The 23,361-nt window shown below is 43.3% G+C and carries 28 protein-coding genes and 1 pseudogene; 3 read left to right on the top strand and 26 right to left on the bottom strand.

Features of this window, described 5'->3' with window-relative positions:
- Positions 1 to 68: 68 nt before the first annotated feature.
- From O3621_RS01810 to O3621_RS01780, 7 genes are all read right to left on the bottom strand, one after another.
- The gene (locus O3621_RS01810) at positions 69 to 452 is read right to left on the bottom strand and encodes a hypothetical protein (RefSeq protein WP_371513465.1); all 384 of its coding nucleotides are present in this window, start codon (positions 450 to 452) and stop codon (positions 69 to 71) included.
- A gap of 39 nt (positions 453 to 491) precedes the next feature.
- Positions 492 to 1,124 (bottom strand): hypothetical protein, encoded by a 633-nt coding sequence (locus O3621_RS01805; protein ID WP_268701666.1) that lies wholly within the window; start codon positions 1,122 to 1,124, stop codon positions 492 to 494.
- A 1-nt stretch (position 1,125) separates the two neighbouring features.
- Positions 1,126 to 2,760, bottom strand: coding sequence for an ATP-binding protein (locus tag O3621_RS01800; protein WP_371513463.1), 1,635 nt, complete (start codon positions 2,758 to 2,760; stop codon positions 1,126 to 1,128).
- Entirely contained in the window at positions 2,751 to 3,110 is a 360-nt protein-coding gene (locus O3621_RS01795) for a hypothetical protein (RefSeq protein ID WP_371513461.1), read from the bottom strand. Before O3621_RS01795 ends, O3621_RS01800 begins: the two co-directional genes overlap by 10 nt.
- Positions 3,110 to 3,409, bottom strand: coding sequence for a TIGR04197 family type VII secretion effector (locus O3621_RS01790; RefSeq protein WP_371513459.1), 300 nt, complete (start codon positions 3,407 to 3,409; stop codon positions 3,110 to 3,112). The genes O3621_RS01795 and O3621_RS01790 overlap by 1 nt, the downstream gene beginning before the upstream one ends.
- 64 nt (positions 3,410 to 3,473) lie before the next feature.
- On the bottom strand, positions 3,474 to 4,202 hold the full coding sequence (gene yaaA / locus O3621_RS01785; RefSeq protein ID WP_371513458.1) for a peroxide stress protein YaaA: 729 nt from the start codon (positions 4,200 to 4,202) through the stop codon (positions 3,474 to 3,476).
- 16 nt (positions 4,203 to 4,218) lie between these two features.
- The gene (locus O3621_RS01780; protein ID WP_049553324.1) at positions 4,219 to 4,803 is read right to left on the bottom strand and encodes a VanZ family protein; all 585 of its coding nucleotides are present in this window, start codon (positions 4,801 to 4,803) and stop codon (positions 4,219 to 4,221) included.
- Positions 4,804 to 4,932: 129 nt separating this feature from the next.
- Here O3621_RS01780 and O3621_RS01775 point away from each other — a divergent pair, with 129 nt between their 5' ends.
- Together O3621_RS01775 and O3621_RS01770 are read left to right on the top strand one after the other, a co-directional pair.
- The gene (locus O3621_RS01775; RefSeq protein WP_125331314.1) at positions 4,933 to 5,394 is read left to right on the top strand and encodes a DUF1836 domain-containing protein; all 462 of its coding nucleotides are present in this window, start codon (positions 4,933 to 4,935) and stop codon (positions 5,392 to 5,394) included.
- Positions 5,378 to 6,025 (top strand): hemolysin III family protein, encoded by a 648-nt coding sequence (locus O3621_RS01770; protein WP_002918829.1) that lies wholly within the window; start codon positions 5,378 to 5,380, stop codon positions 6,023 to 6,025. Before O3621_RS01775 ends, O3621_RS01770 begins: the two co-directional genes overlap by 17 nt.
- A gap of 64 nt (positions 6,026 to 6,089) precedes the next feature.
- On the opposite strand, the gene O3621_RS01765 is transcribed toward O3621_RS01770, so the two are convergent.
- Positions 6,090 to 6,656, bottom strand: coding sequence for an ECF transporter S component (locus O3621_RS01765; protein ID WP_371513455.1), 567 nt, complete (start codon positions 6,654 to 6,656; stop codon positions 6,090 to 6,092).
- Complete coding sequence (locus O3621_RS01760) at positions 6,613 to 7,503, bottom strand: pyridoxamine kinase (protein WP_371513453.1); 891 nt, start codon at positions 7,501 to 7,503, stop codon at positions 6,613 to 6,615. Before O3621_RS01760 ends, O3621_RS01765 begins: the two co-directional genes overlap by 44 nt.
- Positions 7,504 to 7,542: 39 nt before the next feature.
- Here O3621_RS01760 and O3621_RS01755 point away from each other — a divergent pair, with 39 nt between their 5' ends.
- Complete coding sequence (locus O3621_RS01755; protein WP_371513451.1) at positions 7,543 to 8,868, top strand: PLP-dependent aminotransferase family protein; 1,326 nt, start codon at positions 7,543 to 7,545, stop codon at positions 8,866 to 8,868.
- Between the two features lie 43 nt (positions 8,869 to 8,911).
- Here O3621_RS01755 and O3621_RS01750 read toward each other — a convergent pair whose 3' ends face one another.
- From O3621_RS01750 to yghU, 17 genes and pseudogenes are all read right to left on the bottom strand, one after another.
- Positions 8,912 to 10,651: an ABC transporter ATP-binding protein gene (locus O3621_RS01750; protein WP_371513449.1), complete on the bottom strand. Its 1,740-nt coding sequence runs from the start codon at positions 10,649 to 10,651 to the stop codon at positions 8,912 to 8,914.
- 1 nt (position 10,652) lies between these two features.
- On the bottom strand, positions 10,653 to 12,395 hold the full coding sequence (locus O3621_RS01745; RefSeq protein ID WP_371513447.1) for an ABC transporter ATP-binding protein: 1,743 nt from the start codon (positions 12,393 to 12,395) through the stop codon (positions 10,653 to 10,655).
- An 87-nt stretch (positions 12,396 to 12,482) separates the two neighbouring features.
- Complete coding sequence (locus tag O3621_RS01740) at positions 12,483 to 13,154, bottom strand: MmcQ/YjbR family DNA-binding protein (protein WP_371513445.1); 672 nt, start codon at positions 13,152 to 13,154, stop codon at positions 12,483 to 12,485.
- A 34-nt stretch (positions 13,155 to 13,188) separates the two neighbouring features.
- On the bottom strand, positions 13,189 to 13,821 hold the full coding sequence (locus O3621_RS01735; RefSeq protein ID WP_371513443.1) for a copper homeostasis protein CutC: 633 nt from the start codon (positions 13,819 to 13,821) through the stop codon (positions 13,189 to 13,191).
- A 64-nt stretch (positions 13,822 to 13,885) separates the two neighbouring features.
- A pseudogene (locus tag O3621_RS01730) lies at positions 13,886 to 13,975 on the bottom strand (N-acetyltransferase); the annotation flags it as partial.
- Between the two features lie 94 nt (positions 13,976 to 14,069).
- Positions 14,070 to 14,669, bottom strand: coding sequence for a hypothetical protein (locus tag O3621_RS01725; RefSeq protein WP_125342506.1), 600 nt, complete (start codon positions 14,667 to 14,669; stop codon positions 14,070 to 14,072).
- A 203-nt stretch (positions 14,670 to 14,872) separates the two neighbouring features.
- Positions 14,873 to 15,919 carry a dTDP-glucose 4,6-dehydratase gene (rfbB, locus tag O3621_RS01720; RefSeq protein WP_002906330.1) on the bottom strand — a complete coding sequence of 349 codons (1,047 nt, stop codon included), beginning with the start codon at positions 15,917 to 15,919 and terminating at the stop codon, positions 14,873 to 14,875.
- Positions 15,920 to 16,159: 240 nt separating this feature from the next.
- Entirely contained in the window at positions 16,160 to 16,753 is a 594-nt protein-coding gene (locus O3621_RS01715; protein WP_032915877.1) for a dTDP-4-dehydrorhamnose 3,5-epimerase family protein, read from the bottom strand.
- A gap of 4 nt (positions 16,754 to 16,757) precedes the next feature.
- Positions 16,758 to 17,627 carry a glucose-1-phosphate thymidylyltransferase RfbA gene (rfbA, locus tag O3621_RS01710; RefSeq protein WP_234550542.1) on the bottom strand — a complete coding sequence of 290 codons (870 nt, stop codon included), beginning with the start codon at positions 17,625 to 17,627 and terminating at the stop codon, positions 16,758 to 16,760.
- A gap of 134 nt (positions 17,628 to 17,761) precedes the next feature.
- Positions 17,762 to 18,514 carry a ZIP family manganese transporter TmpA gene (gene tmpA / locus O3621_RS01705; RefSeq protein WP_371513541.1) on the bottom strand — a complete coding sequence of 251 codons (753 nt, stop codon included), beginning with the start codon at positions 18,512 to 18,514 and terminating at the stop codon, positions 17,762 to 17,764.
- Between the two features lie 94 nt (positions 18,515 to 18,608).
- Positions 18,609 to 19,079, bottom strand: coding sequence for an 8-oxo-dGTP diphosphatase (locus O3621_RS01700; protein ID WP_125434323.1), 471 nt, complete (start codon positions 19,077 to 19,079; stop codon positions 18,609 to 18,611).
- A 114-nt stretch (positions 19,080 to 19,193) separates the two neighbouring features.
- On the bottom strand, positions 19,194 to 19,418 hold the full coding sequence (locus O3621_RS01695; RefSeq protein ID WP_260469490.1) for a hypothetical protein: 225 nt from the start codon (positions 19,416 to 19,418) through the stop codon (positions 19,194 to 19,196).
- Between the two features lie 50 nt (positions 19,419 to 19,468).
- Positions 19,469 to 19,822, bottom strand: a complete 354-nt coding sequence (locus O3621_RS01690; protein WP_260469491.1) for a hypothetical protein — start codon at positions 19,820 to 19,822, stop codon at positions 19,469 to 19,471.
- Positions 19,813 to 20,931 (bottom strand): NAD(P)/FAD-dependent oxidoreductase, encoded by a 1,119-nt coding sequence (locus tag O3621_RS01685; protein ID WP_371513438.1) that lies wholly within the window; start codon positions 20,929 to 20,931, stop codon positions 19,813 to 19,815. The genes O3621_RS01690 and O3621_RS01685 overlap by 10 nt, the downstream gene beginning before the upstream one ends.
- An 11-nt stretch (positions 20,932 to 20,942) precedes the next feature.
- Positions 20,943 to 21,740, bottom strand: coding sequence for a Nif3-like dinuclear metal center hexameric protein (locus O3621_RS01680; protein ID WP_371513436.1), 798 nt, complete (start codon positions 21,738 to 21,740; stop codon positions 20,943 to 20,945).
- Positions 21,727 to 22,416, bottom strand: coding sequence for a tRNA (adenine(22)-N(1))-methyltransferase TrmK (locus O3621_RS01675; RefSeq protein WP_371513434.1), 690 nt, complete (start codon positions 22,414 to 22,416; stop codon positions 21,727 to 21,729). Before O3621_RS01675 ends, O3621_RS01680 begins: the two co-directional genes overlap by 14 nt.
- A gap of 139 nt (positions 22,417 to 22,555) precedes the next feature.
- Complete coding sequence (yghU, locus tag O3621_RS01670) at positions 22,556 to 23,344, bottom strand: glutathione-dependent disulfide-bond oxidoreductase (protein ID WP_371513432.1); 789 nt, start codon at positions 23,342 to 23,344, stop codon at positions 22,556 to 22,558.
- Positions 23,345 to 23,361: the final 17 nt, after the last annotated feature.

The following is a 23,361-nucleotide window of genomic DNA, read 5'->3' as shown; positions in this document are numbered from 1 at the left end:
TCCTCGTGTCTGTTTGTGTGGTTACTTACAGTTTACACGATTTGAGAACCTATGGGTTTTTTGTTGCACTATATTTTACAATTTATCATATAAATATCAGCTGAATCACTATTTTCTACATAAGATTCAGTCAACTCTCCCGACTCATCTCTGACCCATTTGAACACATTTTGATTACTTAAATCATAATGTAACTCACTACCACTTACAGACCAATACTCTCTGCCATTTAACTCTAGTTTATTTTTATCATTTTTCTTTAGAATTAACTCTGAATAATATTCCACATCCTGTATCCGAGGATTGACCGTTAGGCTGATCGACTGTCCAGGTTGTAGGGTATATTTACCAAGATTTTGTGCCCATAAATAAAAGAGAAAAGCAGATGCCAGAACTCCAACAAGCAATAAACTACAACCTAAATTCCAATTCCATTGTTTTTTCAAGGTCATTTGTGAATCTCCTTATAGTCGTCATACCATCTTGGAGCTCTATCCATTCTGTAAGATTTCGTTTTCTTTCCTTTTTCTCCGCTGACCCGACAACATGATACATAGCAACAGTACTATCATACGAAGAATCAAATAGACCAAACGAAGGATTTTCATCTTACCAAGAGCAGACAAAAACTCCTCCCTTGCATACCCTATCTCATGGGTTAATTCCTCAATAGTCTTACCTGTCTTTTGCTCCACAATAGCTGCATTCTTTGATATTAGATAGTATCTAGTATCTAATGTCGAAAAATTTGATTTGGACAACGACCCGTCTAAAGGAAATGAAATCGCATAATTTTCCTTATTAGGAATCCGATTGTATTCAGCGGAAACCTGATCATCATATTTACTAGGGTAACAGGTCATTTTTATATTTTCATAGTCTAGATGCATAATGCCATCCAAGATGTTACTAGTCCATTCTTCCGCATAGTGGTATAGATTCGCCTTTCTATCTACTATTGGCCAAACCATAACATACCGACTATGCATGAATTCCTTGGTCAAGGCCGAGTTGTTAGCTAAACTAGTCGCACCAATCTCGTATACTGACCAAATAAGAACTATGAGCATTAAGAAAGCTTGAGTTGGTTTGTTTTTATAATAGTTTTTCATTTTTTTTAACATTTTACTCTCCGATAGAGGGATTGGGTTTGTCTAAATCCTTTTGGAAATGTTGGATAGCATTCATGAATTTTTCGAAGTTTGATGATCGTTCACTAGAATGAGAAGAAACGTATAATTTATAAGTTTCTTCTAATTTATTCATTCCTTTCGTGTAATCCCCTTCTCCAATATTTTGAACAAATTCATAAGCTCTATAGCCAGATGTTCTCTCAACACTATCGTAATATGAGTTTGTAACATCAACTACGCTATCTCCATTCTTCATTTTGTTGTAAATATTAACAGCATCTAAATCTGAACGATAGTCATCGTTACCAAGACTCGGCGGAAGTCCCATAGTACCAGCTACATCACCTTGCCATCCCGCTAAATCATCTTCATTTTCAATAAAATGATTACCTGTATAATGTGCGGAAATAGTTGCGGCCATATGGGAATAGTCTGTGGTTCCTCCAAATTGAGATAGTAATTCTCTTATTCTAGATTTTTGATTGGCATCTAAATCGGCATATCTAACATCTTTCCCATATGCCTTTGAAGCACCAGCATCTAGTTTTTGAGTAAGTTCTGCTTCTGAATCTGTTTCCTGAATCTTTTTTAGGTTAGTAAAATTATGCTGATTCTGAATAGCTTTCTGAATCGTATCAATTTCATCATCTTTTAAGCCATATTTTCTCAAAACAGATTTCATTCTATAATTAATACCAACATTTATACCGTTTACCCCATTCGGGCTATATAATCCACCGACCACTTGCCAAGCTCCATAAGATTTATCACCATAAGAGTAAGATGCAACTATTTTAAAGAATTCTATATTTGCTTTCTTGGATCCATATTCCTTTTCTAGCTTTTGATATAAATTTAGTAATATCTCTGATTCAGTTCGACTAAATCCATACTGTTGTCTAATAGTTTGAATAAATTTCTCTTTTTTAGTTATTGGTATGTATGTCTCAATCTTCTGCCCCTTCATTTTAATAGCCCAACTCATATCTACACCATCAACTGAGTAGTTTCCATCACTATCAACTAGGACTTGGCTTAGCTGGCTGGCTCCTTGGATAGCTAGACGGAGGACTTCTAGACTATCGCTGAAATATTGGGAGACTTGAGCGACAAAGAACTCCAGCTTTTCAATCTTCTCTTCCAATTCTTTAATCTGTGATTCAATTTGCGACTCTGCACTAGAGAGAATCACCAGAGATTCTATGTGAGAAACGATATTAAATGTAGCAATAGACTTCATACGCTCTAAGAAAGATTCTTTGGCTTCAATAGCCTTTTTGACAGAGGCTAGCTGCTGCTCTCTCAATTCTTTTGTCTTCTTCAGCTGATCCAGATCGAGGTTTCCATACTCAGCTACCTGAGCATCTGCAGCTCTGTATGAATTTAACTCCGTTTGAATGTCATCAACTGCTTCCTGCAGTTTCTTAATGGAAGGAATAATAATCTCTGAAAAGAGACCCTTACCTGCTGTATAGGCTGCTCCCATGAGTTCTCCAGAGTCTAGGGTGGCTATCAGGTGGTCACAGCCCTGAGACAATCGGTCTGTCACCTCATTAGCCACTTGAATATTACTAGACATGGCCTCCATCAGCTGTGAAGACTCTGACGCACTGTACTTTACTCCCATGGTAAAGAGTTCCTTTCTTTCGTCAATTTTTCTCGATTTTCATCTAATTTTTGCTGAACTTCCCTTGTTTGTTTGGAAACATTATCCAACTCCTGCTCTACGTAGCTATCTATTGTTTGCTGCAAGGCTTGGTTTTCTTCCCATATTTTACGATTGGTAGAACTAGTCTCTGATACGGAATCTATCAAGTTTTCTATTTGGGCATTCATAGTCCAAATATCTGTACGAAAATCCATTACCTTCTCTTCATAACGCCTTTTGAGAACTAAAAGATCTTCTTCTTGATTCTCAAGCTGAATGATTTGCTTATGTAATTGCTGACGTTTTTCTTGATTTTTATCTTTTATCATCAGTTGCTCCAACGTTGCGCTTGATCTACATCACGCTTTTCAATTTTATAAGCTATATCAGGAAATTTATTAGCCTGAGCCAGGACAGCTGCGCTAAAGTCACTGACAGCCTGCAGCATTTGATTGCATGCCTGACGGCCTGCTTCCATCCCAGCAATCTCTGTAGTATAGCTGAACTCTACCTGTTGATTTTGCTTGTCACTTGTATCTACCCCAACCAATTCACTAATAGCATTCTGAGCAGAGATAGTACTCGACTTAATTTTTCCCATAGTTCTAAAACTCCTTAGAAACTTCATTTATTTTATAACAATTTTATCACGGAAATATTACAAAATTATTACAAGAACCAATTTTTCCTTTTCATAATTCCTTGACATAAACAAGCTCTTTTTCACTAGATAGATCAGGTCGGTAAGTAAAGCCAGCAAAGCTTAATTTCTTCATCTGTTCGACTTCTGTTACTTGGTTAGTTATTAGAGCTGTTAAAAACTCACCACGCGCTTTTTTAGAAATGGTCGAATGGACTTTCAGCTTGCCGCCTCGGTCTTCCAGAAACTTGAAGCCTATCATGCGCTGACGGATTTCCTTGGAAAATACTGTTTCAAACTCGCTGGACAGGAGGGAGAAAATCACCTCATCTTCTGCCAGAGTCTTGTCATAAGCTTCTTTCCAAAATGCCTTGAGACTCTTCCCATCTAGCTTGAGTGGCATCATAAAGTCCAAGCGATGGGGCGCTATGGGCTCCAGAGCTGGGATGACTCCGTAAAGCGCTGATGTGATGGCAAGATGCTTCTCGATATACTGACTTTCCTCCTTGGTATAGTCCTGCCTTTTGATATGGCGGTACATGAGGCCGTCAAAAAGATAAAGTGCTGGAGCATGCTGCGCAGTTCCTTCTCGCAAAGCCTGAATGGCTTGCCACCCTACCTCTGCTCTTTCTGGGGAGATTTTATAAAATGATGCCAAGTCAGTTACTGACATGGTTGCCAACTCATCCAACACAGCCTGAGTTTGTGCTGAAAGTGGATTAGGGATTGCAGATGGAGCAGTTAGATTCAACTCTTTCGCAGTTGGGATAAGAATTTTCATAGTTTCCTTCTTTCATTTAGTGAATATGGCGGACAACCCATTTACCCAAGGCTGTCTCTAGTAGATAGCTGCCGATGATGAAGCCTAGCAGATTGGTCAAGATATCACCCAAGTCAAAAATGCCAAGGTGAAAGAGATACTGGCTCCCCTCAACCAGACCGATAGCTAAGGTAAAATAAGCCACATGTTTCCATGACAACTTGCAGAGAAAGCCCAGCGGAATGAACATAATGATATTCATGGTTGGTACCAGCTTATCTCCATAAATCCAATTATAGGTAAAAGACTGCAGGTCCAGACTGAAGCCCTGCCTGCCGATATTTTTCAAAAAGAGGGCATAAAATAGAATGAGAAAATAGAGGGTGTAACTAGCCACTACCTGCCAACGGGGAATGTGCCGACTGTAGAGACCACGAATAAAAAGCGAGGTAATGGCTGTCAGAGTCAGGATGATAGAAGCTGGTATCAGCAGGTTCCATTCTGGCTGATTCTTGTAAAAGACGACGGCTACGTAGGCATAAAAAAAGCGCATATAGAGCCAAGACCAAAAAATCAGACTGCCTAGGAAGGCTGCCATATCAAAGATTGTTTGTTTTTTCATCTGAAAGCTCCCTTTCTTCTTTTTAAAATTATATCAAATTTCAATGGGACATTCTATTTTTTGCTTGACTTTGTTTTACAGAGATGTTATCATCTAGTTATAAAGACTAGATAAGAAAGTGATAAAGATTTGAACTCTCAACAAGTTTTTCCCAAGTGGGACGAATTACCAGAACTAGACCTATATTTGGACCAAGTTCTGCTCTATGTAAACAATGTCTGTGGCTCTTCTATTTCAGCTGCTGACAAGGGACTGACCGCTTCTATGATTAACAACTATGTCAAGCATGGCTATATTGCCAAGCCAGTCAAGAAAAAATATCAACGCCGCCAGGTAGCTCGCTTGATTGCTATCACGACCTTAAAAACGGTCTTTTCTATCCAGGAAATTTCTGCTACTTTAAATATGCTACATAAATCAGCAGATTCGCAAGATCTCTATAATGACTTCGTTGACTACATGAATGGCAGCAAGCTAGACGTGGCACCCATCATTTCCACTGCCTGCCAGACGGTCAAACTCTATCAAAAGACCTTATCCCTAATCCAAGTACCAAATGAGGAGGAAGAAAATCTTGAACTACGCGCTTAAACTCAGTAAAAAACTATCCTTCGGAGAGGAAATTGCTAACGCTGTTACCCATGCGGTAGGGGCTGTTCTGATGCTTATTCTGCTGCCTATCTCAGCTATTTATAGCTATGAAGGGCACGGATTGGTGGCTGCTGTCGGAACTTCTATCTTTGTTATCAGCCTCTTTCTTATGTTCCTCTCTTCAACTGTCTACCATTCAATGTCCTATGGCTCGACCCATAAGTATATCTTGCGCATTATCGACCACTCCATGATTTACATCGCTATCGCTGGCAGCTACACGCCAGTCGTGCTGTCGCTGATGAATAACTGGTTTGGCTATCTCATCATTGCCATCCAGTGGGGCACGACCATTTTTGGCATTCTCTATAAGATTTTCGCTAAGAAGGTCAATGAAAAATTCAGCTTAGCTCTCTATCTGATTATGGGCTGGCTGGTTGTCTTTATCATTCCGCAGATTATCGGTCAAACTGGACCTATCTTCTGGGGACTCATGCTGGCTGGTGGTCTCTGCTATACTGTAGGAGCTGGTTTCTATGCTCAAAAGAAGCCCTACTTCCACATGATTTGGCATCTTTTCATTCTAGCTGCTTCCGCCCTGCAATACCTTGCTATCGTTTATTTTATGTAAGAGAAAAACACAAAAACCGTCTGAGGACTTTCAGACGGTTTCTTTGTTTATGCTGATTGTTGATTCATCGCTGCTTTTCTACAGTCTTTCTTTGCTTGTGTGCTTTTCTAACTTGCTGAAAGATTGGATATAAGATTGGGACAGCGATGACTGTCGCTAGACTGGAGCCAAATGTACCAGTAATCTTAGCTACTGCCAGCAAAAATGCTGCTGGTAAGCTACTCCAACCAAACAGTGTTCCTGTCAGAGTGTACTTGAAGATATTGAGCACAATTTTCACCAAAGCTGCAGCTACTGCTGTCACAAGAATATTTCTTAGTTTATCCTTTCTCTGAAAGAGTCCTTCATACAGAAAATGAATCACCACGGCCACCGCAAGTGCTTCTAACAAGATAATTGGGATTTCCGCTGCGTAACCATTCAGCAAGTCAAATATTCCCAATCCGATAGCGGCTGCTAAAAAGCCGAGTTTACTACCAAAAATCAGACAGCCCACTACCACCAGTGCATTCCCAAAGTGAATAAACTGAGCTCCGACAGGAATTTTAAAAAACTGAATGCTCAGAAAAATCAAAGCAGCAAATAAACTAATCATGGTTAAGGTTTGCAAATCGAGTGTTTGTTTCTTCATATTTTTCCTCCATCAAGGCTTGAAAATCAGCAAAAAGCTCTCCTAGGTAGGGCTGGTAAAAAACGCCCTTCTTTGGATCTATTTGCTCTTTAAAGCTAAGTTCCAAGCTCTTTTCAATAAACTTCAAAATCACAGGCAGGGCTTGCTTGATATCAACCTCCTGAACAAAAGCCGCAGCCACAAGTGTCGTCAATATATCACCCGTTCCAAAAAATTGCTGGGGCAGAGATGGACTGGAAAAGAGGTTAAACCCTTCTGTTCCCGCATCAAAATAGGCCACACCAATCTGATTCTCTTTCATGGGCAAGCCAGTTAGCAAGACCTTGCTCGGTCCTAACTCAGCCAAACGCTTGCAGTAGTCCTCCCATCTATCTTCTGATAAACTATCTTCGTAGGGTTCTTCCAATAACAAACAGGCTTCCGTCAAATTGGGCAAAACTAAATCAGCATGCTGGCAGAGGCGACGCATATGGTCTAGATGGGCATCTGAAAATCCCTGATAAAAAGTTCCCTTATCCCCCATGATAGGATCCACGATAAGGGGCAAGCTTTTTTCCTCTTTAAAGCGCAGCAAATTTTCCACCTGAATATCAGACTTCAAATATCCTGTTATCAGAGCTGAAAAGTTGAACTCTAGGCTCTGCCATTGTTTCAAAAAAGCAAGCATCCCATGCGTGTAATCATCTATATAGATATTTGAAAAACCACCTGTATGGGACGACAAAATCATGGTTGGCAACAGGGCGACTTCTAGCTGGCAAATTGCAAAAAGCGGCAGGGCAGCTGTTGCGGCAACCTTACCTAAGCCAGAAATATCTGTGGCCAGAATGACTGTTTTTGTTTTCATGACTCCTCCTACTTGTTCTCTATTGTAAAATATCTGAAAATGAGTTACAATATGAAAAAATTAAATCTGTATGGGGACAGTTTTATGGTTAAAGCAAAATACCAACGCATCGTTGATAAGATTACTAAAGATATAAAAGAGGGAAAATTGGCTACTGGTCAGAAAATCCCTTCTGTCCGCAAGCTGGCAGAGCGTTATCACTGCAGTAAGGATACCGCGCAAAAGGCTCTGATTGAGCTCAAATATCAGAAATACATCTATGCCGTTCCCAAAAGCGGCTACTATGTACTGGAGAATGCTCAGGAAGAAAAGCAGGATTTGGAGCTGCCTGTGAGGGATGACCGCCACCAAGCCTACGAGGATTTCCGACTCTGTGTAAATGAAACTCTGATCGGCCGGGAAAATTATCTCTTCAACTACTACCCTCAGCAGGAAGGACTGGAGGATTTGCGTCGCTCCGTGCAAAAGCTAATGCTTGACTCTGCTGTCTATGCTTCTAGGGATCAGCTGGTACTGACTTCTGGCACCCAGCAGGCCCTCTATATCCTTTCACAGATTGAATTTCCCAATCAAAAAGAGCGTATCTTGGTGGAGCAGCCGACCTACCATCGGATTAATGATCTTCTGCTAGCACAAAAACTTCCTTATGAAACCATTGAAAGGACACCGCAGGGGATTAATCTGCAAGAGCTGGAGAAGATTTTTCAAAGCGGAAAGATCAAATTCTTCTACACTATTCCGCGTTTTCACTATCCCTTGGGCCACTCCTACAGTCGGCAAGAAAAGGAAGAGATTCTTCGGCTGGCACAGCTCTATGATGTCTATATCGTAGAAGATGACTATCTATCAGACTTTGATAGCCGACGGGAGCTGACCTTTCACTATCTAGATAATAGCCAGCGCGTCATCTACATCAAGTCCTTTTCAACTAGCCTTTTTCCAGCCCTGAGGATTACTGCCCTGCTCCTTCCACCCCAGATTCAAAAGACCTTCATTTCTTACAAAAGCGCCGTGGATTATGACAGCAACCTCATCATGCAGAAAGCTCTATCGCTCTATATCGACAGTCTCATGTTTGAAAAAAATAGGCTGGCGCTGCTGCAGCTTCAAGAAGAGGAAGCAAGAAAGGCTCAAAAGCTGCTAGAGCAAGCTCAACTCTCGCTAGCCAGCTATCTGACCAAGGACGGCATCTTGCTAGACTTAAGGTCACTTTCTTCCGTCAGTGCTCTCAAACATAGTAGCCTGCCGCTTGACTTCTTTGAACAAAGCTACCTTGCTAGCTGTCCTTACCAGTACGCCAAGCTGCCTTATGATAACTTAGAAGAAAATGTAGAGAAACTAAAAGACTATTTAAAAAAGGTGTAGAATTTCAAATGAATTCTACACCTTTCATTTATAATCAGGCTTTTCAAGACTCCATCATTCCAGCCTGTAGTTGATACATTTTCTTATACGTGCCATCCTGTGCTAACAATTCTTCGTGGCTGCCAGATTCGATAATGCGGCCCTTGTCTAAGACATAGATGCAGTCGGCATCCTGAATGGTAGACAGACGGTGAGCAATGGCAATGGTTGTCCGTCCCTGCCGCATTTTTCTCAGTGAGGCTTGAATCAACTCCTCTGTCTCCGAATCAATATTGGCTGTCGCCTCATCCAAAATCAAGATTTTAGGCTTGGTGGCGATGGTTCTGGCAAAGGCTAGAAGCTGCCGTTGACCGCTGGAAAAAGTCGCTCCCCGCTCAGTCACAGGGGCATCATAGCCTTGAGGCAACTGACTGATAAAGCCATGAGCATCTACAAACTTGGCCGCTTCTATAATTTCTTCTCGCGTCATCTGCTCTTGGTAAAGCTGAATATTGGAAGCAACGGTACCGTGATAAAGGAAGGGATCCTGCAAAACAAGACCAATCTTTCGCCGCAGCTCCTCCTGACTAAAGTCTTTAATGTTACGGCCATCAATCAAAATCTGCCCCCGCTCAAACTCATAAAAACGAAGGAAAAGATTGATAATGGAGGACTTGCCAGAGCCAGTCGAACCCACAAAGGCAATCGTCTGCCCTTTTTTGACAGAAAAGGAGATATCCCGCAAAACATCTCGCTTTCCATCATAAGAAAAGGAAACATGCTTGAATTCGATGCTGCCATCTTGGATTTGCAAGTCTTGGTTAGCCTGCTCAGGCTCGTAGTCAGTGCGGTCCATGATTTCAAAAACCCGCTCCGCAGCAACCATAGATGTCTGTAAAACAGAGTAATTCTGCATAACATCAATCAAAGGATTAAAAAGCTGATTAACATACTGGATAAAGGCATACATAATACCTGCTGTAATACCCACCACTTGCCAAGTCAAGCCAAAGTAAGTCAGAATCACTCCATAAGCCAAAATTTTTAGCAGAGACATGGCCGGTCTCAGAAAGAGACTATTGATATTGAGATAGCGATTGGTAAAGCCTAAATGCTGACCGTTGATTTCTTCAAATTCCCGCAGCAAGCGCTTCTCTTGCCCAAATGCCTGAATAATCCGCATCCCCTCAATACTCTCAGATAGCTTGACATTCAAATCGCTGAGTTTATTCCGGACCTGCTTCAGCTGACGATTGGATAGATGCTGATAGAGCAAGATAGAGGCTGCCATCAGAGGTAAAAAGAGAGCAATCATCAGGGTCAATTGCCAGTTGAGGGTAAACATGGCGCTCAAAGTAACAACTAAAATCAGCAAGGAGCTCAAAAAATTAGAAAAAATCTCACTGAACATATCTGCGACTGCTTGAGTATCATTGGTCAGGCGGGAAACGATAGCACCAGCTGGCGTCCTATCAAAATAAGCCATTTGCAGACGCTGGATATTGGCAAAGCTTTCCTGTCGCAAATCCCGAACCACACTTTGAGCCACACGCGCAAAGAAATACTTTCCCAAGAAAGTAAAAAGTACCCGCAAGAGGAAAAGACCATAGTAAAGAGCCAGCAAAGGCAGGCCAGCCCAGGCTTGGTTACGGCCGATAAACTGATCAATAAAATAGCGGGCCAGAAGCGGCAATGCTGTTGTGACCAGAGTCGTCAGCAGAATGAAGGTCAAGGCCATGCTGCTCACTATCCTGTAGCGCCACATATAGCCTAGGAGGCGATGAAAAGTTGCTTTCTTTTTCATATTAATCTTCCTCCTTCAAGCTTTCTGCCAGCTGCTGATTGTGATAAGTCTGGGCATACCAGCCCTTTTGCTCCAGTAGCTCTTGGTGAGTGCCCCGTTCCTTGATCCGTCCCTCTTCCATAACCAAAATCAGGTCTGCATGCACCAAGGCCGACAGCCGATGAGCTGTGATGATGGTTGTCTTGCCAGCACGCTCTGACTTTAGATTTTCCAAAATCAGATGCTCCGTCTTGGCATCAACAGCCGACAGGGAGTCATCCAAAATCAGAATTTCAGGATTGGTAATAATAGCCCGACTCATCGCCAAGCGCTGCTTCTGTCCACCAGACAGAGACAAACCCCGCTCACCGACAACCGTATCCAGCCCCTCTGGCATAGCCTGAATATCCTCATACACACCGCATAGTTGAGCGGCAGCTAGAACCTGGCTATCTGTCAGCTGGGGATTAGCAAAACGGATATTGTCCCGAATGGACAGAGCAAAAAGCATCTGTTCCTGTGGTACATAGCCGATAAGACGGCGCAAGTCTTTGAGGCGGTACTCCCGGATATCATGGCCATTCAGATAGATAGCCCCCTCCTGAATATCCTGCTCCCGCAGCAGCAAGCGCAGAAGAGTGGTCTTCCCTGAGCCCGTCTGACCAACAATTCCCAGTGTCTGTCCCTGCTCGATAGAAAAATGAATATCTGATAGGCTAACCTCTTCTGAATAAGAAAACTTCTGAATGTCATAATCCAATCGACCATTTTCCGCATGAGAGAGGGGTTGTTCAGCTTCCTTGACATCTGACTCCTGAGCCAGCAGTTTCTCAATCCGCTCATAAGAAACAGCCCCTCGCTGGCCGATGTTAAAAAGATAGCCTGTAGCCTGCAGCGGCCAAACCAGCATATCCAGATAAGTGATAAAAGTAACCAACTCTCCTATGGTAAACTGCCCTTGGGAGATGAAAATTCCACCGAAAATCAAGGTCAAAACATAAGAAAGACCGATAAAAAGCAAAACCAAGGGGTCAAAAAGAGAATCGTACTTGGCAGCTAAAACATTTTTTTCGTAGACTTCCTGATTGGTCTGTGCAAAAGACTGAGTCTCTGCCTCTTGATAGCCAAAGGACTTGGTCACTCGAATCCCTGAAACTCTCTCCTGAACCTTATTGTTCAAATCTGAAAAAGCCTCTTGAGCAGCCTTAAAACTTTCATGATTTTTTCGACCAATCAAGCCTGTGCCCCATGACAAGAAGGGCATGGGCACAATGGCAATCAAAGTCAGCCGCCAGTCCAAAACGAAAAACATAGTTAGCAGGGTCACCAGGGCTGTAATAGAAGCATCCACAGCTGACATGACTCCACCACCAGCCAGACTGACAACTGCATTGATATCATTTGTAGCATGAGCCATCAAGTCCCCTGTCCGATATTTCTGATAAAAAGAGGGAGACATGTAAGTAAAGTGCTCGAACAATCGAGAGCGCAGAATCCGACCCAGATTATTGGACGTCCCTAAGATATAAAGGCGCCAGACATAGCGCAGACCATACATGATAAAAGCTGAAGCAATCAGCAACAGCAAATTAAAGAGCAGCTCTTGAGAAGTCAGATGTTTGCTAGCAATTCGGTCAATAACCTGACCGATGACTTTGGGCGGTATCAGATTGAAGACACTGACCAAGGACAAGGCCAAGATACCGATGATATAGCGCCGCTTTTCCAACTTAAAAAACCAGGCTAATTTTCTAATGAGGTTCATAATTTCTCCTATTCTTACTAGTCTTTTTATTATACTGTTTTTTGAGGAAAAATGAAACACAGCGGATTGGAGCGCTGTGCTTCGATTCTATTTTTTACTGGTCAGCTGGTAACTAACAGCCAGTAAATCAAAGATTTCCTGATCACTCAGGGTATCATCCAAGGGCAGACTGAGCCAATATTTCTTATTCATGTGAAAGGCCGGGTAAATCCCCTTTTTCTGAATCAGCTCCGCCACATGATCATTCTTAACATTCAGCACCTCAATAGCGCCGCTTCGCTCTGCTTCAAACTTAGACCAGTCTGTGGTCAAAAAAGCTCCGTACCATTTTTTACTATCCTGGTGACGGAAAACTCCAGCCTTGGTTGAGCTCTTTCTGGACGACTTCTCCCAGAGGTACTCTATTTGCCCCTGATAAACCTCAGCCGCGTGATCCCGCAGTCGCTCACTCTGCTCATAGAGAAAGCCAATCTCGTCAAAACAGTGCTGACGGATAGCCAGCAGTACTTCCTGACAAGCTTCACGAACCTGGCCGACAAACTCCCCCGTCACCTGCTCCATCTTGACCTGTAGATAGGCATCATCAGTATCACAGTCAAAGACCTGATAGTCCAGCTCCCCATCTCTGATAGTTACTTCCAAGCGAAAGTCACCCTTCATAATCTTCTGCGAGAAACGGTAAGCTCCATCAGACTCCTTAAAACCATAAGTCTGAAGCTTGTCAGGATTAGCCTTGTATTTTTCAAATAGTTCCAACATCTTCTTAGCCGCTGCTAGCGCAGCTTACCCCTTCTTAAAATACAATTTTAGTTCCATGCAGCTGGTCTACTGCCAGACTATCTATAACTTCCTGACGATTGCCCAGATGGATGCCACCGCCCGGCATGATATCAATCCGATCAGCAGCATGCTCGATTAACTCATCCAGCCAAGCAAAATGCTCCTCAATTGGCTCACTGGTAGGTCCTCCGTGGGTCAAAATTCGCTGGACACCGTTCTCAATCAGCCAGTCCATTTCGCCAAACTGGTATTCAGCCGGTATCGCATCAAAAGCCATGTGGAAGACTACTTCCAGTCCCTTGCAAGCCTCCAGCAGGCGCTTCATATTCGGAACATCTATTTCATTCTTCTCCGTCAAGACACCAAAAACCACTCCCTGACTGCCGGCTTCCTTGGCTTTTTGGATATCAGTTAGCATAATTTCAATCTCAAAGTCAGTGTAAACAAAATCACCGCCCCGAGGCCGAATCATGGTCATCACAGTCGCACCATAAAGCTTGGCTAAGTCAACAGCTGCTTGAATTACGCCATAGCTGGGCGTCGTACCACCGACAGCCAGATTATCACAGAGCTCAATCCGCTGGGCTCCCGCCTTCATAGCCTTTTCTAACAAGGTTACATTTTCCGCACAAAATTCATAAAGCATCATCTCACCTCTGATTTAATATATTGATTTCCTTTATCTATTATAACACAAGAGCTTCGCAATATCAGCTCTTATCAAATTTTCTAGCTTCTCTTTTACACCAATCAAGCCAATGGATCTGATAGTCTTCCTTGGACAAGATACGGTTCTGTAGGCATCTTTTCTCCCTCACAATGCTATTGCTCAAATAATAGTATAAAAACTCCATTTGATTCGGAAAGACTCCTCCTCAAATGAAGTTTTCTTTTTTAGATTCCATAACCCATGCTGAACTGGATTTTAGCAGTTCCATTCTGGAAGCTAATTTTATTAATACTGAATTGACTCTGCGGCAGAGCTAGAAGGAAACTATCTCCCTCCGTTGTGATAGATGAATTAGAGGCCTGCATTTGTTGCTTCAGCATGCCTGTCACCCAAGATTTAGGGATAGGAAGAGAGCCTAGCTTGGCACTATCGATTGTGATGTGCAAGACATTATCTCTCACCGTCACATCCACCTCTAGGTCCAGCTTACTGTCAATGAAGAGCAGTTTGACCGGATACTGGATGCGCAGCTTATTGCCTTCAATACTGTAAACACTGTTCAGCAGCTCCTGATTCTCAGAGTCAGTCAGAGAAGACTTGAGCACCTGATTAAGCTGGACGCTATTGAGAGAAACCTCTGTGCTGACTCCCTGAGCCGTCACATTGGCATTGCTCAAAGCCGGCTCAATAATACTCATCCAGGAAGCACTGCCTTGAACATTCTTTAATTGTTCACTTTGATTAACAGATGCAGGAACCAGAAATAGCACCGCTGCAAGCAACAGCACCAAAGCAATTCCCACTACTCTTTTTACCATTTTCATGTTTGTATTCCTTTAATTTGAGAAAGTCCCTTTAGCCAAAAACACAGAAAGGATTTATCTTATTTTACACTATTTTTGCATAATTTTCTGTAACAAACATATTAAAAAGCTAACAATCCTGTGAGAAAAGGCTGGGACAGATCATCCCAGCCTCTCAATCACATAGCGCTAGTTTTACAAGGCTCATCATAGATAGCCAATTCTTATTTAATCACTTCTTGGGTCTTAGCATAGTTGGCTTCAACTGCTTCTTTTTCAGATTTCCACCAGTCTTGGTTATCCGTGTACCACTTGATTGTCTCTTTGAGACCTGCTTCAAAGTTAGTAAACTCTGGTTTCCATCCTAGCTCATCGCGAAGCTTGCTGGCATCAATAGCATAGCGGAGGTCGTGGCCGGCACGATCTGTCACATGATCATAAGCATCAGCTGGCTGTCCCATTTCCTTGAGAATCAGCTCCAGAACTTCCTTGTTGTTCTTCTCACCGTCAGCACCAATCAAGTAAGTTTCACCGATTTGTCCCTTGGTCAGAATTGTCCAAACACCTGATGAATGGTCATTAGTATGAATCCAGTCACGAACGTTTTTACCTTCACCGTAGAGTTTTGGCTTGATACCGCTCAAGATATTGGTGATCTGGCGCGGAATGAACTTCTCAATGTGCTGGTAAGGACCATAGTTGTTTGAGCAGTTAGAAATAGTCGCTTTCACGCCAAATGAGCGCACCCAAGCTTTGACAATCAAATCTGAAGCTGCCTTGGTTGATGAGTAAGGCGAGCTTGGATTGTACTTGGTTTCAGCCGTAAATTTCTCACCTGGTCCTTCGCCATGACCTGGCAAATCTTCACGCAGAGGGAGATCTCCATAGACTTCATCAGTTGACACATGGTGGAAACGAATGTCGTACTTACGAGCTGCTTCCAAAAGTGTGTAAGTTCCGATGAAATTGGTGTGGATAAATGGACTCGGGTCATTGAGTGAGTTGTCATTGTGGCTTTCTGCTGCATAGTGAACGATAGCATCTGCTTCAGAAGCCAGCTTATCTACCAAGGCTGCATCAGCAATATCTCCAACAACCAACTCAACGCGGTCGCCTAAAATTTCTTCAATGTTAGCCCGATTACCCGCGTAAGTCAGCTTGTCCAGCACTGTCACATGAACATCTGGAAAGTTATTGTAAACATAATGGACAAAGTTAGAACCGATAAAACCAGCTCCACCTGTCACGATAATTTTTTTGTATTCTGTCATTTTTATTCCTTAACTTTTTTATAATTGCTTTAAGTGGTGGAGACGCAAGCAAACCTTCGGTTTCATCGCTTATTTTTGAGCCTCATGTCTCAAAAATCCCCTGTCATGTAACAAATTTTTTAGTTTGTTACATGACTTACACCACAGCGGCAATCATTTCTTTAACTCGCTCCGCTCGGATAGGAGCTGAGCTAAATCATATATTTCAATATAAATTAATGCGTCAGAAAAGAATTCTTTTTACAAATCTTCTTTTCTTAAAGGTTTGACATCCTTAAGTAGCGGATGGTTCTTGTCTGCTTCTGAGACTTCTGCTGCTTCTAGGTTTTCCCACTGGATGCCTAAAGCCGGGTCTGCATAGTTGACAAAGGCATACTTAGGTTTGAGTTCTAAAGCCCAGTAGTCATTTACCAGATAGCTATAGGAAACGGTATCAGAAAGCACTTGGAAGCCGTTGGCTACACCCCGAGGTACAAAAATTCCCTTGCTGGCATCAATTACTGTCTGATAGGTATTGCCAAAGGTGTCACCCTCGCGCAAGTCAACCCAAGACCCCAGTACCTTACCGTCATCTGCAACAGAGATGTACTTGTCCCAGGGCTCTGCATGAAGACCACGCAGGACATTTTTACGAGAAAAGCTGACATTATTTTGCAGTTTTCCTTCTGCAAAGAAGCTTTCAGGAAAGCCTAACGGCAGCATTTTTTCCTTTTGGAAATTCTCCTTAAACCAGCCTCGGTTGTCCCCGCGTACAGGGATATCAAATTCCAGCATTCCAGGGATTCCAGGAACCTCACGCGCTGCTAATTCCTTATCAAAAAATTGTTCCGTCATCTTCTTATTCTTCTCCAATCAAGCGCAAGAGATAGTGGCCATATTCATTCTTTTTCAATGGCTGCGCCAATTCATGCACTTGCTCTTTAGTAATATAGCCCATACGATAGGCAATTTCTTCCAGATTTGCCACCTGAACGTTCTGCATACGCTGAACTGTTTCGATATATTGAGCGGCCTCTAAGAGACTTTCATGGGTACCTGTATCCAACCAAGCAAAACCACGTCCCATAAGCTCAACAGACAAATCGCCACGATCCAAGTAAGCCTTGTTAACATCTGTAATTTCCAATTCTCCGCGAGGACTTGGTTTGATGTTCTTGGCAATTTCTACAACATCGTTATCATAGAAATAGAGTCCTGTCACTGCATAGTTAGAGCGCGGCTGTTCCGGTTTTTCTTCGATGGAGATAGCATTCATATTCTCATCAAATTCTACTACACCAAAGCGTTCTGGATCCTTGACATGGTATCCAAAAACAGTTGCTCCTTTTTCTTTAGCAGCAGCATTTTGGAGCATTTTACTCAGACCTGGTCCATGGTAGATATTATCCCCAAGAATCAGCGCCACGCAGTCATCTCCAATGAAATCAGCCCCAATGATAAAGGCTTGCGCCAATCCATCTGGACTAGGTTGCTCTGCATAAGAGAGCTTAATACCAAACTCAGAGCCATCTCCCAGTAGATCCTCAAAACGAGGCAGATCCGTCGGAGTGGAGATAATCAAGATGTCCTTGATACCAGCCAGCATAAGAGTTGACAATGGATAATAAATCATGGGTTTGTCATAAACCGGCATGAGCTGTTTTGACGCAGCGCGGGTCAATGGATACAAACGAGTACCAGAACCACCTGCAAGAATAATACCTTTCATATGAGTTTCCTCTCTTAATGTATTCTCCTTATTCTACCATTTTTGAAAGCGGATGTCATCCTTTTCACTACCCTTAAATAAAAGAAAAAGAGCGGAAATTCCGCTTTCTTCCGCTATTTGATTCTAAGTTGGCATCACCCCAAAGCCACATCCAAGACCATCATGAGAACGAAGCCCACCATGAGACCTAAAGTAGCCACATCGGTATTGCCATTGGTCTGCGAATCCGGTATTAATTCCTCTACCACCACAAAAATCATGGCCCCTGCCGCAAAGGATAGAGCATAAGGCAGAATCGCCGTCATAGCCAGAACTGCAACAGCTCCCAGAACAGCCCCAATTGGCTCCACAATAGCAGACATAGAACCCCAGTAAAAAGCTTTAAGCCGAGACTTGCCGTCCGTCCGAATCGGAATGGACAGAGCAGCACCCTCCGGAATGTTTTGCAGGCCAATTCCCAATGCTAGACCAATCGCGCCGACAAAGGCTTCTGGACTAGGATTGGCGACCAAAGCACCAAAGGCTACTCCGACTGCCAAACCTTCTGGAAAATTGTGAATGGTAATGGCTAAGAAGAGTAGAACTGTCTTAGACAGCTTCTTTCGGCTATGCTCAGGAACACTCTCAGCCTCCGAAATATCCTTGCTCAAGTGCAAGTGAGGCACCACCGCATCAATCAGCCGCAGGAAAAAACCTCCCACTAAAAAGCCAATCGCCGCAGGCAACCAGGATAGCTTGCCATAAGAAACCTCCGCATACTCAATTGACGGTGCCAGAAGCGACCAAAAGGAAGCCGCAATCATGACGCCTGCCGCAAAGCCCATCATAATATCCAGCAGCTTGCGACTGACCTGTTTAAAGAAAAATACAACAGCTGAGCCCACAATAGTACATCCCTATGTAAAAAGCCCCGCCAAGAGTGCCTGCATAACCACAGGCTGCGATCGTAACCAGTCCATAACTTCTCCTTATCCTCTGAAATCAATCATACAAAATCGTCTTGGTTTCCCCGATACAGCGTTTTTCCTCATTCCAGTAATGAATCCGCTCGAAAGAGCCTTTCCGCCAGTAGAGAGGCAAACGTTCACGTATGTCATCCTGCATATCTATTTGGTCAAGTTCCGAAATCTTCCACCATTTGGGCTCCCCTTCATGATCGTTTCCCCTGACCTGTCCTTCAAATGCAGTACAAAGAAAATCGTAATATACATACCGTTCTTCTTTACTTGGATTAGTGAAGCCTGAAATCCCCTTCAATTCCAAGTTTAGAGCAGTCAGTCCCGTTTCTTCTTTTAACTCGCGCCTTGCAGCTTCAAAAAAAGATTCTGGAAATTCCACCTTCCCGCCTGGTTGTATCCACCCTTTAAAGTTATCATGCTGGCGATTAAGCAGTAAAATTTCATCATCTTTTTTCACACAAACATTGACCCAATTCAAAATAGTTTCTGTCATATCAAACCTTCTCCACATAGAACTAGTAACTTTAAGAAAACCTCAATCATGACACTTGCACAACCACAAGCTGTAATTTAAAGCAATACCTAAAAAACTTACTCTAACTTAATATTATGTATTTTGGATAGAAAATCTAACTATCTGATGATTTTGAACAATGACTTCATATTCACCAAATCCAGAATGTTTACTATTTTTTCCGACACTAATAGCCATAAGATAGCGAGCATTTGGTAGCTTAGTTAAATCTAGCTGTTCTTGTAAAATCTGTTTGATTTTATCATCATTCTTCTGGTCTTGACCAATACTAATGATAGTTCCATCTTCCTGCTCCACGTTCAAAGTTACCTTCACTTCGATGGCAAGAGCCTCTTTTTTCCAACATATCAGAAATAGGGATTGGATACAAGCCTTGCAAAGACTGGCCTTCTTCCAGATTCTTTTTTATAAGAGCCTTGGACAGCCAGCTCCATTTTATCTTTCGGAACTTGCGAAAAAACTCCCCACATGTCTGTGAAACTCAGAAACATAGAGACAAGAGCTAATAAAACAATGATTACCACACTAGATAGAAAACAACCTAAGACACCGAAACCTATTTTATGTTTGGTATTCTTTACTAGTGCCTGATTTTCACCATTATTATGAAAAACAAGAGGATGTTGAGAACGACTTTTGCGTCTAGTAAATAGAATAAGTGATATTGATAATACTAGTAAAATGAAAAATATTAAAAACATTTATCTTCCTTAAGCGCCTTCTTCTTCACATACCGCTCAATAGGATAGTCAGCTGGATTCAGAAACCCTGCTTCTCCTAAAGCCATCTGGGCCAATTGGCGTCCGATAAGCGGGCCAGTTGTCAGACCAGAAGAGCCTAATCCGCTGGCAGCGTAGACATGCGGTAAGTCTGGAACAGCTCCAAAGAAAGGTGCAAAGTCGCTGGTATAAGCCCGTGTTCCCACGCGCTCACCTAAAATCTCTGTAGTAGCCAACCTCGGCAAGTAAGTTTCCGCTTCTTGCTGCAACTGATTCAGTACCATCTTATCTACCGTCAAATCAAAGCCCTGATCATTTTCATGACTGGCCCCGACACTAACTTTGCCCGCCAGAAAGGGAATGATATCCAGCTCGCCCTCAGGCATAACAACTGGGTAGTCATCCGTTTGGTCAGCCAGTTTAAAATCACGTAGCTGTCCCTTTTGCGGCCGAACATCTGTCTTATAGCCCAGTGGCTGCAAGATTTCTCCTAGCCAAGCACCCACAGCTAAGATGACACAGTCAAAGCTGCGTCCGTCCACAAAAAGTTGCTCTCCATCTACTGTCAAGCTTGCCTTTTTCTCAACCAACTCTGCCTTGCTTGCTTTCACAAGCGTCTCCGTCAAAAGTGCTCCCTCCACACGGGCACCACCGGAAGCATAAAGAAGCCGCTCAAAGCCTTGCAAGTCTGGAAATTTCTCATGGGCTTCCTGAAGGCTGAGAAGACTCAAGTCCCCTATTAAGGGCGACTCTTCCCGACGATTAGCAGCCAAATCATAAAGTTCCTGCAGCTTGCTCTCGTCCCTTTTCAGCAGATAAACACCTGTCTGTTGGTAAAAGTCTGTCTGGATCCCAGCCGCTTTCAGATCCGCAATCAAGACCTGATAAAAATCAGCGCCCCGACGCGCCATCCTGTACCAAGCCTTGTTGCGACGCTTGGAAAACCAAGGACTGATAATGCCAGCGGCTGCCTTGGTTGCCTGCCCCTTGCCGTCATCAAAGACAGTCACTTCCACATCTGGGGATTTTGAAAGATAGTAAGCCACTGTTGAGCCGACAATCCCAGCTCCAATCACTGCTACTCTTTTCATATCGCTTCCTCTCAAATATGTCGGAAAGGATTGGTCGAAGCCTGACTAGCCAGAATCTCAATCTCCCAGCCCTCTTCTGCCTTCCAAGTATCAAGCTTTTCTTTTAATTTTTTCGTAAATAGAACCTCGATATGATGTCCAGGATCCAGCGCCAAAAGTCCTTCTGTCAGCATTTCCTGAGCTGTATGATAGTAAATATCACCTGTTATGTAGACTTGCGCTCCCTTGGCAATAGCCTCCGGATAAAATGACTGACCGCTGCCGCCACAAATAGCCACACGCTCAATCACGCGTTCGAGAGCCGCTTCTTCATAAGTGACCAGACGCAAACTATCTAGTCCAAAAGTTGCCTTGACCTTAACCGCAAAGTCCCCAAAAGTCTGAGGAGCAATATTCCCCACGCGGCCAATCCCGTGTTCTGGCCCCGTCTGACTGAGAAAACTTGTCTCCTCAATCTCTAAAAGCTGACAGAACCAATCATTGAGCCCATCCTCCACAACATCAATATTGGTATGACTGACATAGACAGCAATATCATGCTTGATGAGGTCTAAAATCATCTGATTTTGCGCCTTATCCGCCACTAGGTCCTTAAGAGGGCGAAAGATAGGCGCATGCTTAACGATAATCAGTCCAGCACCTGCCTCAATAGCCTCCGCCACTGTCTGCTCACGAATATCCAGTGCCACTAGAACCTTGTCCACTTCCTTATCCAAAGTTCCGATTTGCAGGCCTGAAATGTCGCCCTCCATGGACAGTTCTTGCGGGCAATAGGCTTCATAACGGGCGATGATTTCACTTGCTAGCATGGAGTACCTCCTTGATATTTTCAATTTTTTGGGACATAGCAGAGCGTTCTAGCTCATTTTTTTCTGGGATATGGGCTAGAGCTCCTTCAAGTTTCTTCAGTTCTTTCTGCCATCTTAGCTGAAAAGCAGGTGACTGTTGCTTCATCAGAAAAGACCCGAAACGCTTTTCTTGCTCTGTCAAAGTTTGCTGGCCAGCTTCTGCTACCAGGATTTCGTAAAACTTACCAGCCTCTTCTAAGATATCCTCAGCTAGCAAGTGAAAGCCGTTAGATACCAGCCAGCTGCGAAGCTCATCCTCTCGGTTATTGGGCTGCAAAATCAAGCGGGAAATAGACGCAAGCTTAGCTCTGCCATTTTCCAAAATCTCTGAAATCAAGCGACCGCCCATGCCAGCGATAACAATGGTATCAATCTGATCTTCCGCTTCAAAAGCCGCCAGACCATTGGCTAAACGAACCTCAATCTGCTCCGTCAGCCTATGTTCTGCAACATTTTTCTGGGCAGACTGAAAAGGCCCCTCTACCACTTCTCCGGCCAGAGCCTTCTCAATCCGTCCCTGCTGAATCAGATAAATAGGCAGATAGGCGTGATCGCTCCCAACATCCAGCAACTTTGCCCCATCCGGCACAAAAGCAGCTACTCGCTCCAAGCGTTGGGAAATAGTCTTTTTTTGCATTGCTTACTCTTTTCTAAACATTCTTCTATTCAGTATATCATTTTTAAGGGTATAAAAAAAGCAACGAAAGAAAAATCAGCCTGTTGATAAACTGATTTTGTCTCGCCACTTGATGATGGGGGGTCTACCCATCACTTTTTTATTTGATTTCCTGATACTCGGCAGCTAAACCACGCTGGACTGCCGGACGAGCTACAATCTTCTCCGCCCAAGCAGATAAGTATTTGTAGGAGGTGGCATCCAAGAACTCAGCTGCGCCTGGATAGAGCCTATCCTGCACCAACTGCCCATACCAAGACCAGATAGCAATATCAGCAATACTGTAGTCATCTCCAGCGATATAAGCTTTCTTGGCTAATTCTTTGTCCAACAAATCCAGCTGTCGCTTGGCTTCCATCGTGAAGCGGTTGATGGGATATTCTAGCTTTTCTGGAGCGTAGTTAAAGAAATGACCAAATCCACCCCCCAAGAAGGGCGCCGCTCCCGTCTGCCAGAAGAGCCAGTTGAACACCTCAGTCCGACCGGCCAAATCTGACGGAATCAGCTTGCCAAACTTCTCTGCCAGATAGAGCAGGATATTGGCTGACTCAAAGACAGGAATCGGCTTGTCGACTGATTGATCCAACAAGGCTGGAATCTTGGAGTTAGGATTGATTTTCACAAAATCTGAGCCAAACTGGTCGCCATCCATAATGCTGATCTTATAGAGGTCATAGGCAGCCTCCGTCACACCCGCTGCCAGTAGTTCCTCCAGCATAATGGTCACCTTAACGCCATTTGGAGTTCCAAGCGAATAAAGCTGAAAAGGCTCTTTACCGACAGGAAACTTCTGCTCAAAGCGCGCGCCTGCAGTAGGCTGATTGATACCTGAAAATTTTCCTTGGTCGCTGTCCGCAGCGGACCAGACTTTTGGCAATTGATAGGTCATACTTTTCTCCTTTTTTA

This window comes from Streptococcus sp. 20925_1_22, assembly GCF_041431685.1.
GTDB lineage: Bacteria > Bacillota > Bacilli > Lactobacillales > Streptococcaceae > Streptococcus.
Note: the sequence above shows the minus strand (reverse complement) of the source record. Positions and strands in the feature narration are given on the sequence as shown.

What these genes read in the sequence shown, in the direction of transcription:
- O3621_RS01810 (WP_371513465.1), bottom strand. Translation starts at nt 452, where the DNA reads ATGACCTTGAAAAAACAATGGAATTGGAATTTAGGTTGTAGTTTATTG.
- O3621_RS01805 (WP_268701666.1), bottom strand. Translation starts at nt 1,124, where the DNA reads ATGTTAAAAAAAATGAAAAACTATTATAAAAACAAACCAACTCAAGCT.
- O3621_RS01800 (WP_371513463.1), bottom strand. Translation starts at nt 2,760, where the DNA reads ATGGGAGTAAAGTACAGTGCGTCAGAGTCTTCACAGCTGATGGAGGCC.
- O3621_RS01795 (WP_371513461.1), bottom strand. Translation starts at nt 3,110, where the DNA reads ATGATAAAAGATAAAAATCAAGAAAAACGTCAGCAATTACATAAGCAA.
- O3621_RS01790 (WP_371513459.1), bottom strand. Translation starts at nt 3,409, where the DNA reads ATGAAGTTTCTAAGGAGTTTTAGAACTATGGGAAAAATTAAGTCGAGT.
- yaaA (WP_371513458.1), bottom strand. Translation starts at nt 4,202, where the DNA reads ATGAAAATTCTTATCCCAACTGCGAAAGAGTTGAATCTAACTGCTCCA.
- O3621_RS01780 (WP_049553324.1), bottom strand. Translation starts at nt 4,803, where the DNA reads ATGAAAAAACAAACAATCTTTGATATGGCAGCCTTCCTAGGCAGTCTG.
- O3621_RS01765 (WP_371513455.1), bottom strand. Translation starts at nt 6,656, where the DNA reads ATGAAGAAACAAACACTCGATTTGCAAACCTTAACCATGATTAGTTTA.
- O3621_RS01760 (WP_371513453.1), bottom strand. Translation starts at nt 7,503, where the DNA reads ATGAAAACAAAAACAGTCATTCTGGCCACAGATATTTCTGGCTTAGGT.
- O3621_RS01755 (WP_371513451.1), top strand. Translation starts at nt 7,543, where the DNA reads ATGAGTTACAATATGAAAAAATTAAATCTGTATGGGGACAGTTTTATG.
- O3621_RS01750 (WP_371513449.1), bottom strand. Translation starts at nt 10,651, where the DNA reads ATGAAAAAGAAAGCAACTTTTCATCGCCTCCTAGGCTATATGTGGCGC.
- O3621_RS01745 (WP_371513447.1), bottom strand. Translation starts at nt 12,395, where the DNA reads ATGAACCTCATTAGAAAATTAGCCTGGTTTTTTAAGTTGGAAAAGCGG.
- O3621_RS01740 (WP_371513445.1), bottom strand. Translation starts at nt 13,154, where the DNA reads ATGTTGGAACTATTTGAAAAATACAAGGCTAATCCTGACAAGCTTCAG.
- O3621_RS01735 (WP_371513443.1), bottom strand. Translation starts at nt 13,821, where the DNA reads ATGCTTTATGAATTTTGTGCGGAAAATGTAACCTTGTTAGAAAAGGCT.
- O3621_RS01725 (WP_125342506.1), bottom strand. Translation starts at nt 14,669, where the DNA reads ATGAAAATGGTAAAAAGAGTAGTGGGAATTGCTTTGGTGCTGTTGCTT.
- rfbB (WP_002906330.1), bottom strand. Translation starts at nt 15,919, where the DNA reads ATGACAGAATACAAAAAAATTATCGTGACAGGTGGAGCTGGTTTTATC.
- O3621_RS01715 (WP_032915877.1), bottom strand. Translation starts at nt 16,753, where the DNA reads ATGACGGAACAATTTTTTGATAAGGAATTAGCAGCGCGTGAGGTTCCT.
- rfbA (WP_234550542.1), bottom strand. Translation starts at nt 17,627, where the DNA reads ATGAAAGGTATTATTCTTGCAGGTGGTTCTGGTACTCGTTTGTATCCA.
- O3621_RS01700 (WP_125434323.1), bottom strand. Translation starts at nt 19,079, where the DNA reads ATGACAGAAACTATTTTGAATTGGGTCAATGTTTGTGTGAAAAAAGAT.
- O3621_RS01690 (WP_260469491.1), bottom strand. Translation starts at nt 19,822, where the DNA reads ATGTTTTTAATATTTTTCATTTTACTAGTATTATCAATATCACTTATT.
- O3621_RS01685 (WP_371513438.1), bottom strand. Translation starts at nt 20,931, where the DNA reads ATGAAAAGAGTAGCAGTGATTGGAGCTGGGATTGTCGGCTCAACAGTG.
- O3621_RS01680 (WP_371513436.1), bottom strand. Translation starts at nt 21,740, where the DNA reads ATGCTAGCAAGTGAAATCATCGCCCGTTATGAAGCCTATTGCCCGCAA.
- O3621_RS01675 (WP_371513434.1), bottom strand. Translation starts at nt 22,416, where the DNA reads ATGCAAAAAAAGACTATTTCCCAACGCTTGGAGCGAGTAGCTGCTTTT.
- yghU (WP_371513432.1), bottom strand. Translation starts at nt 23,344, where the DNA reads ATGACCTATCAATTGCCAAAAGTCTGGTCCGCTGCGGACAGCGACCAA.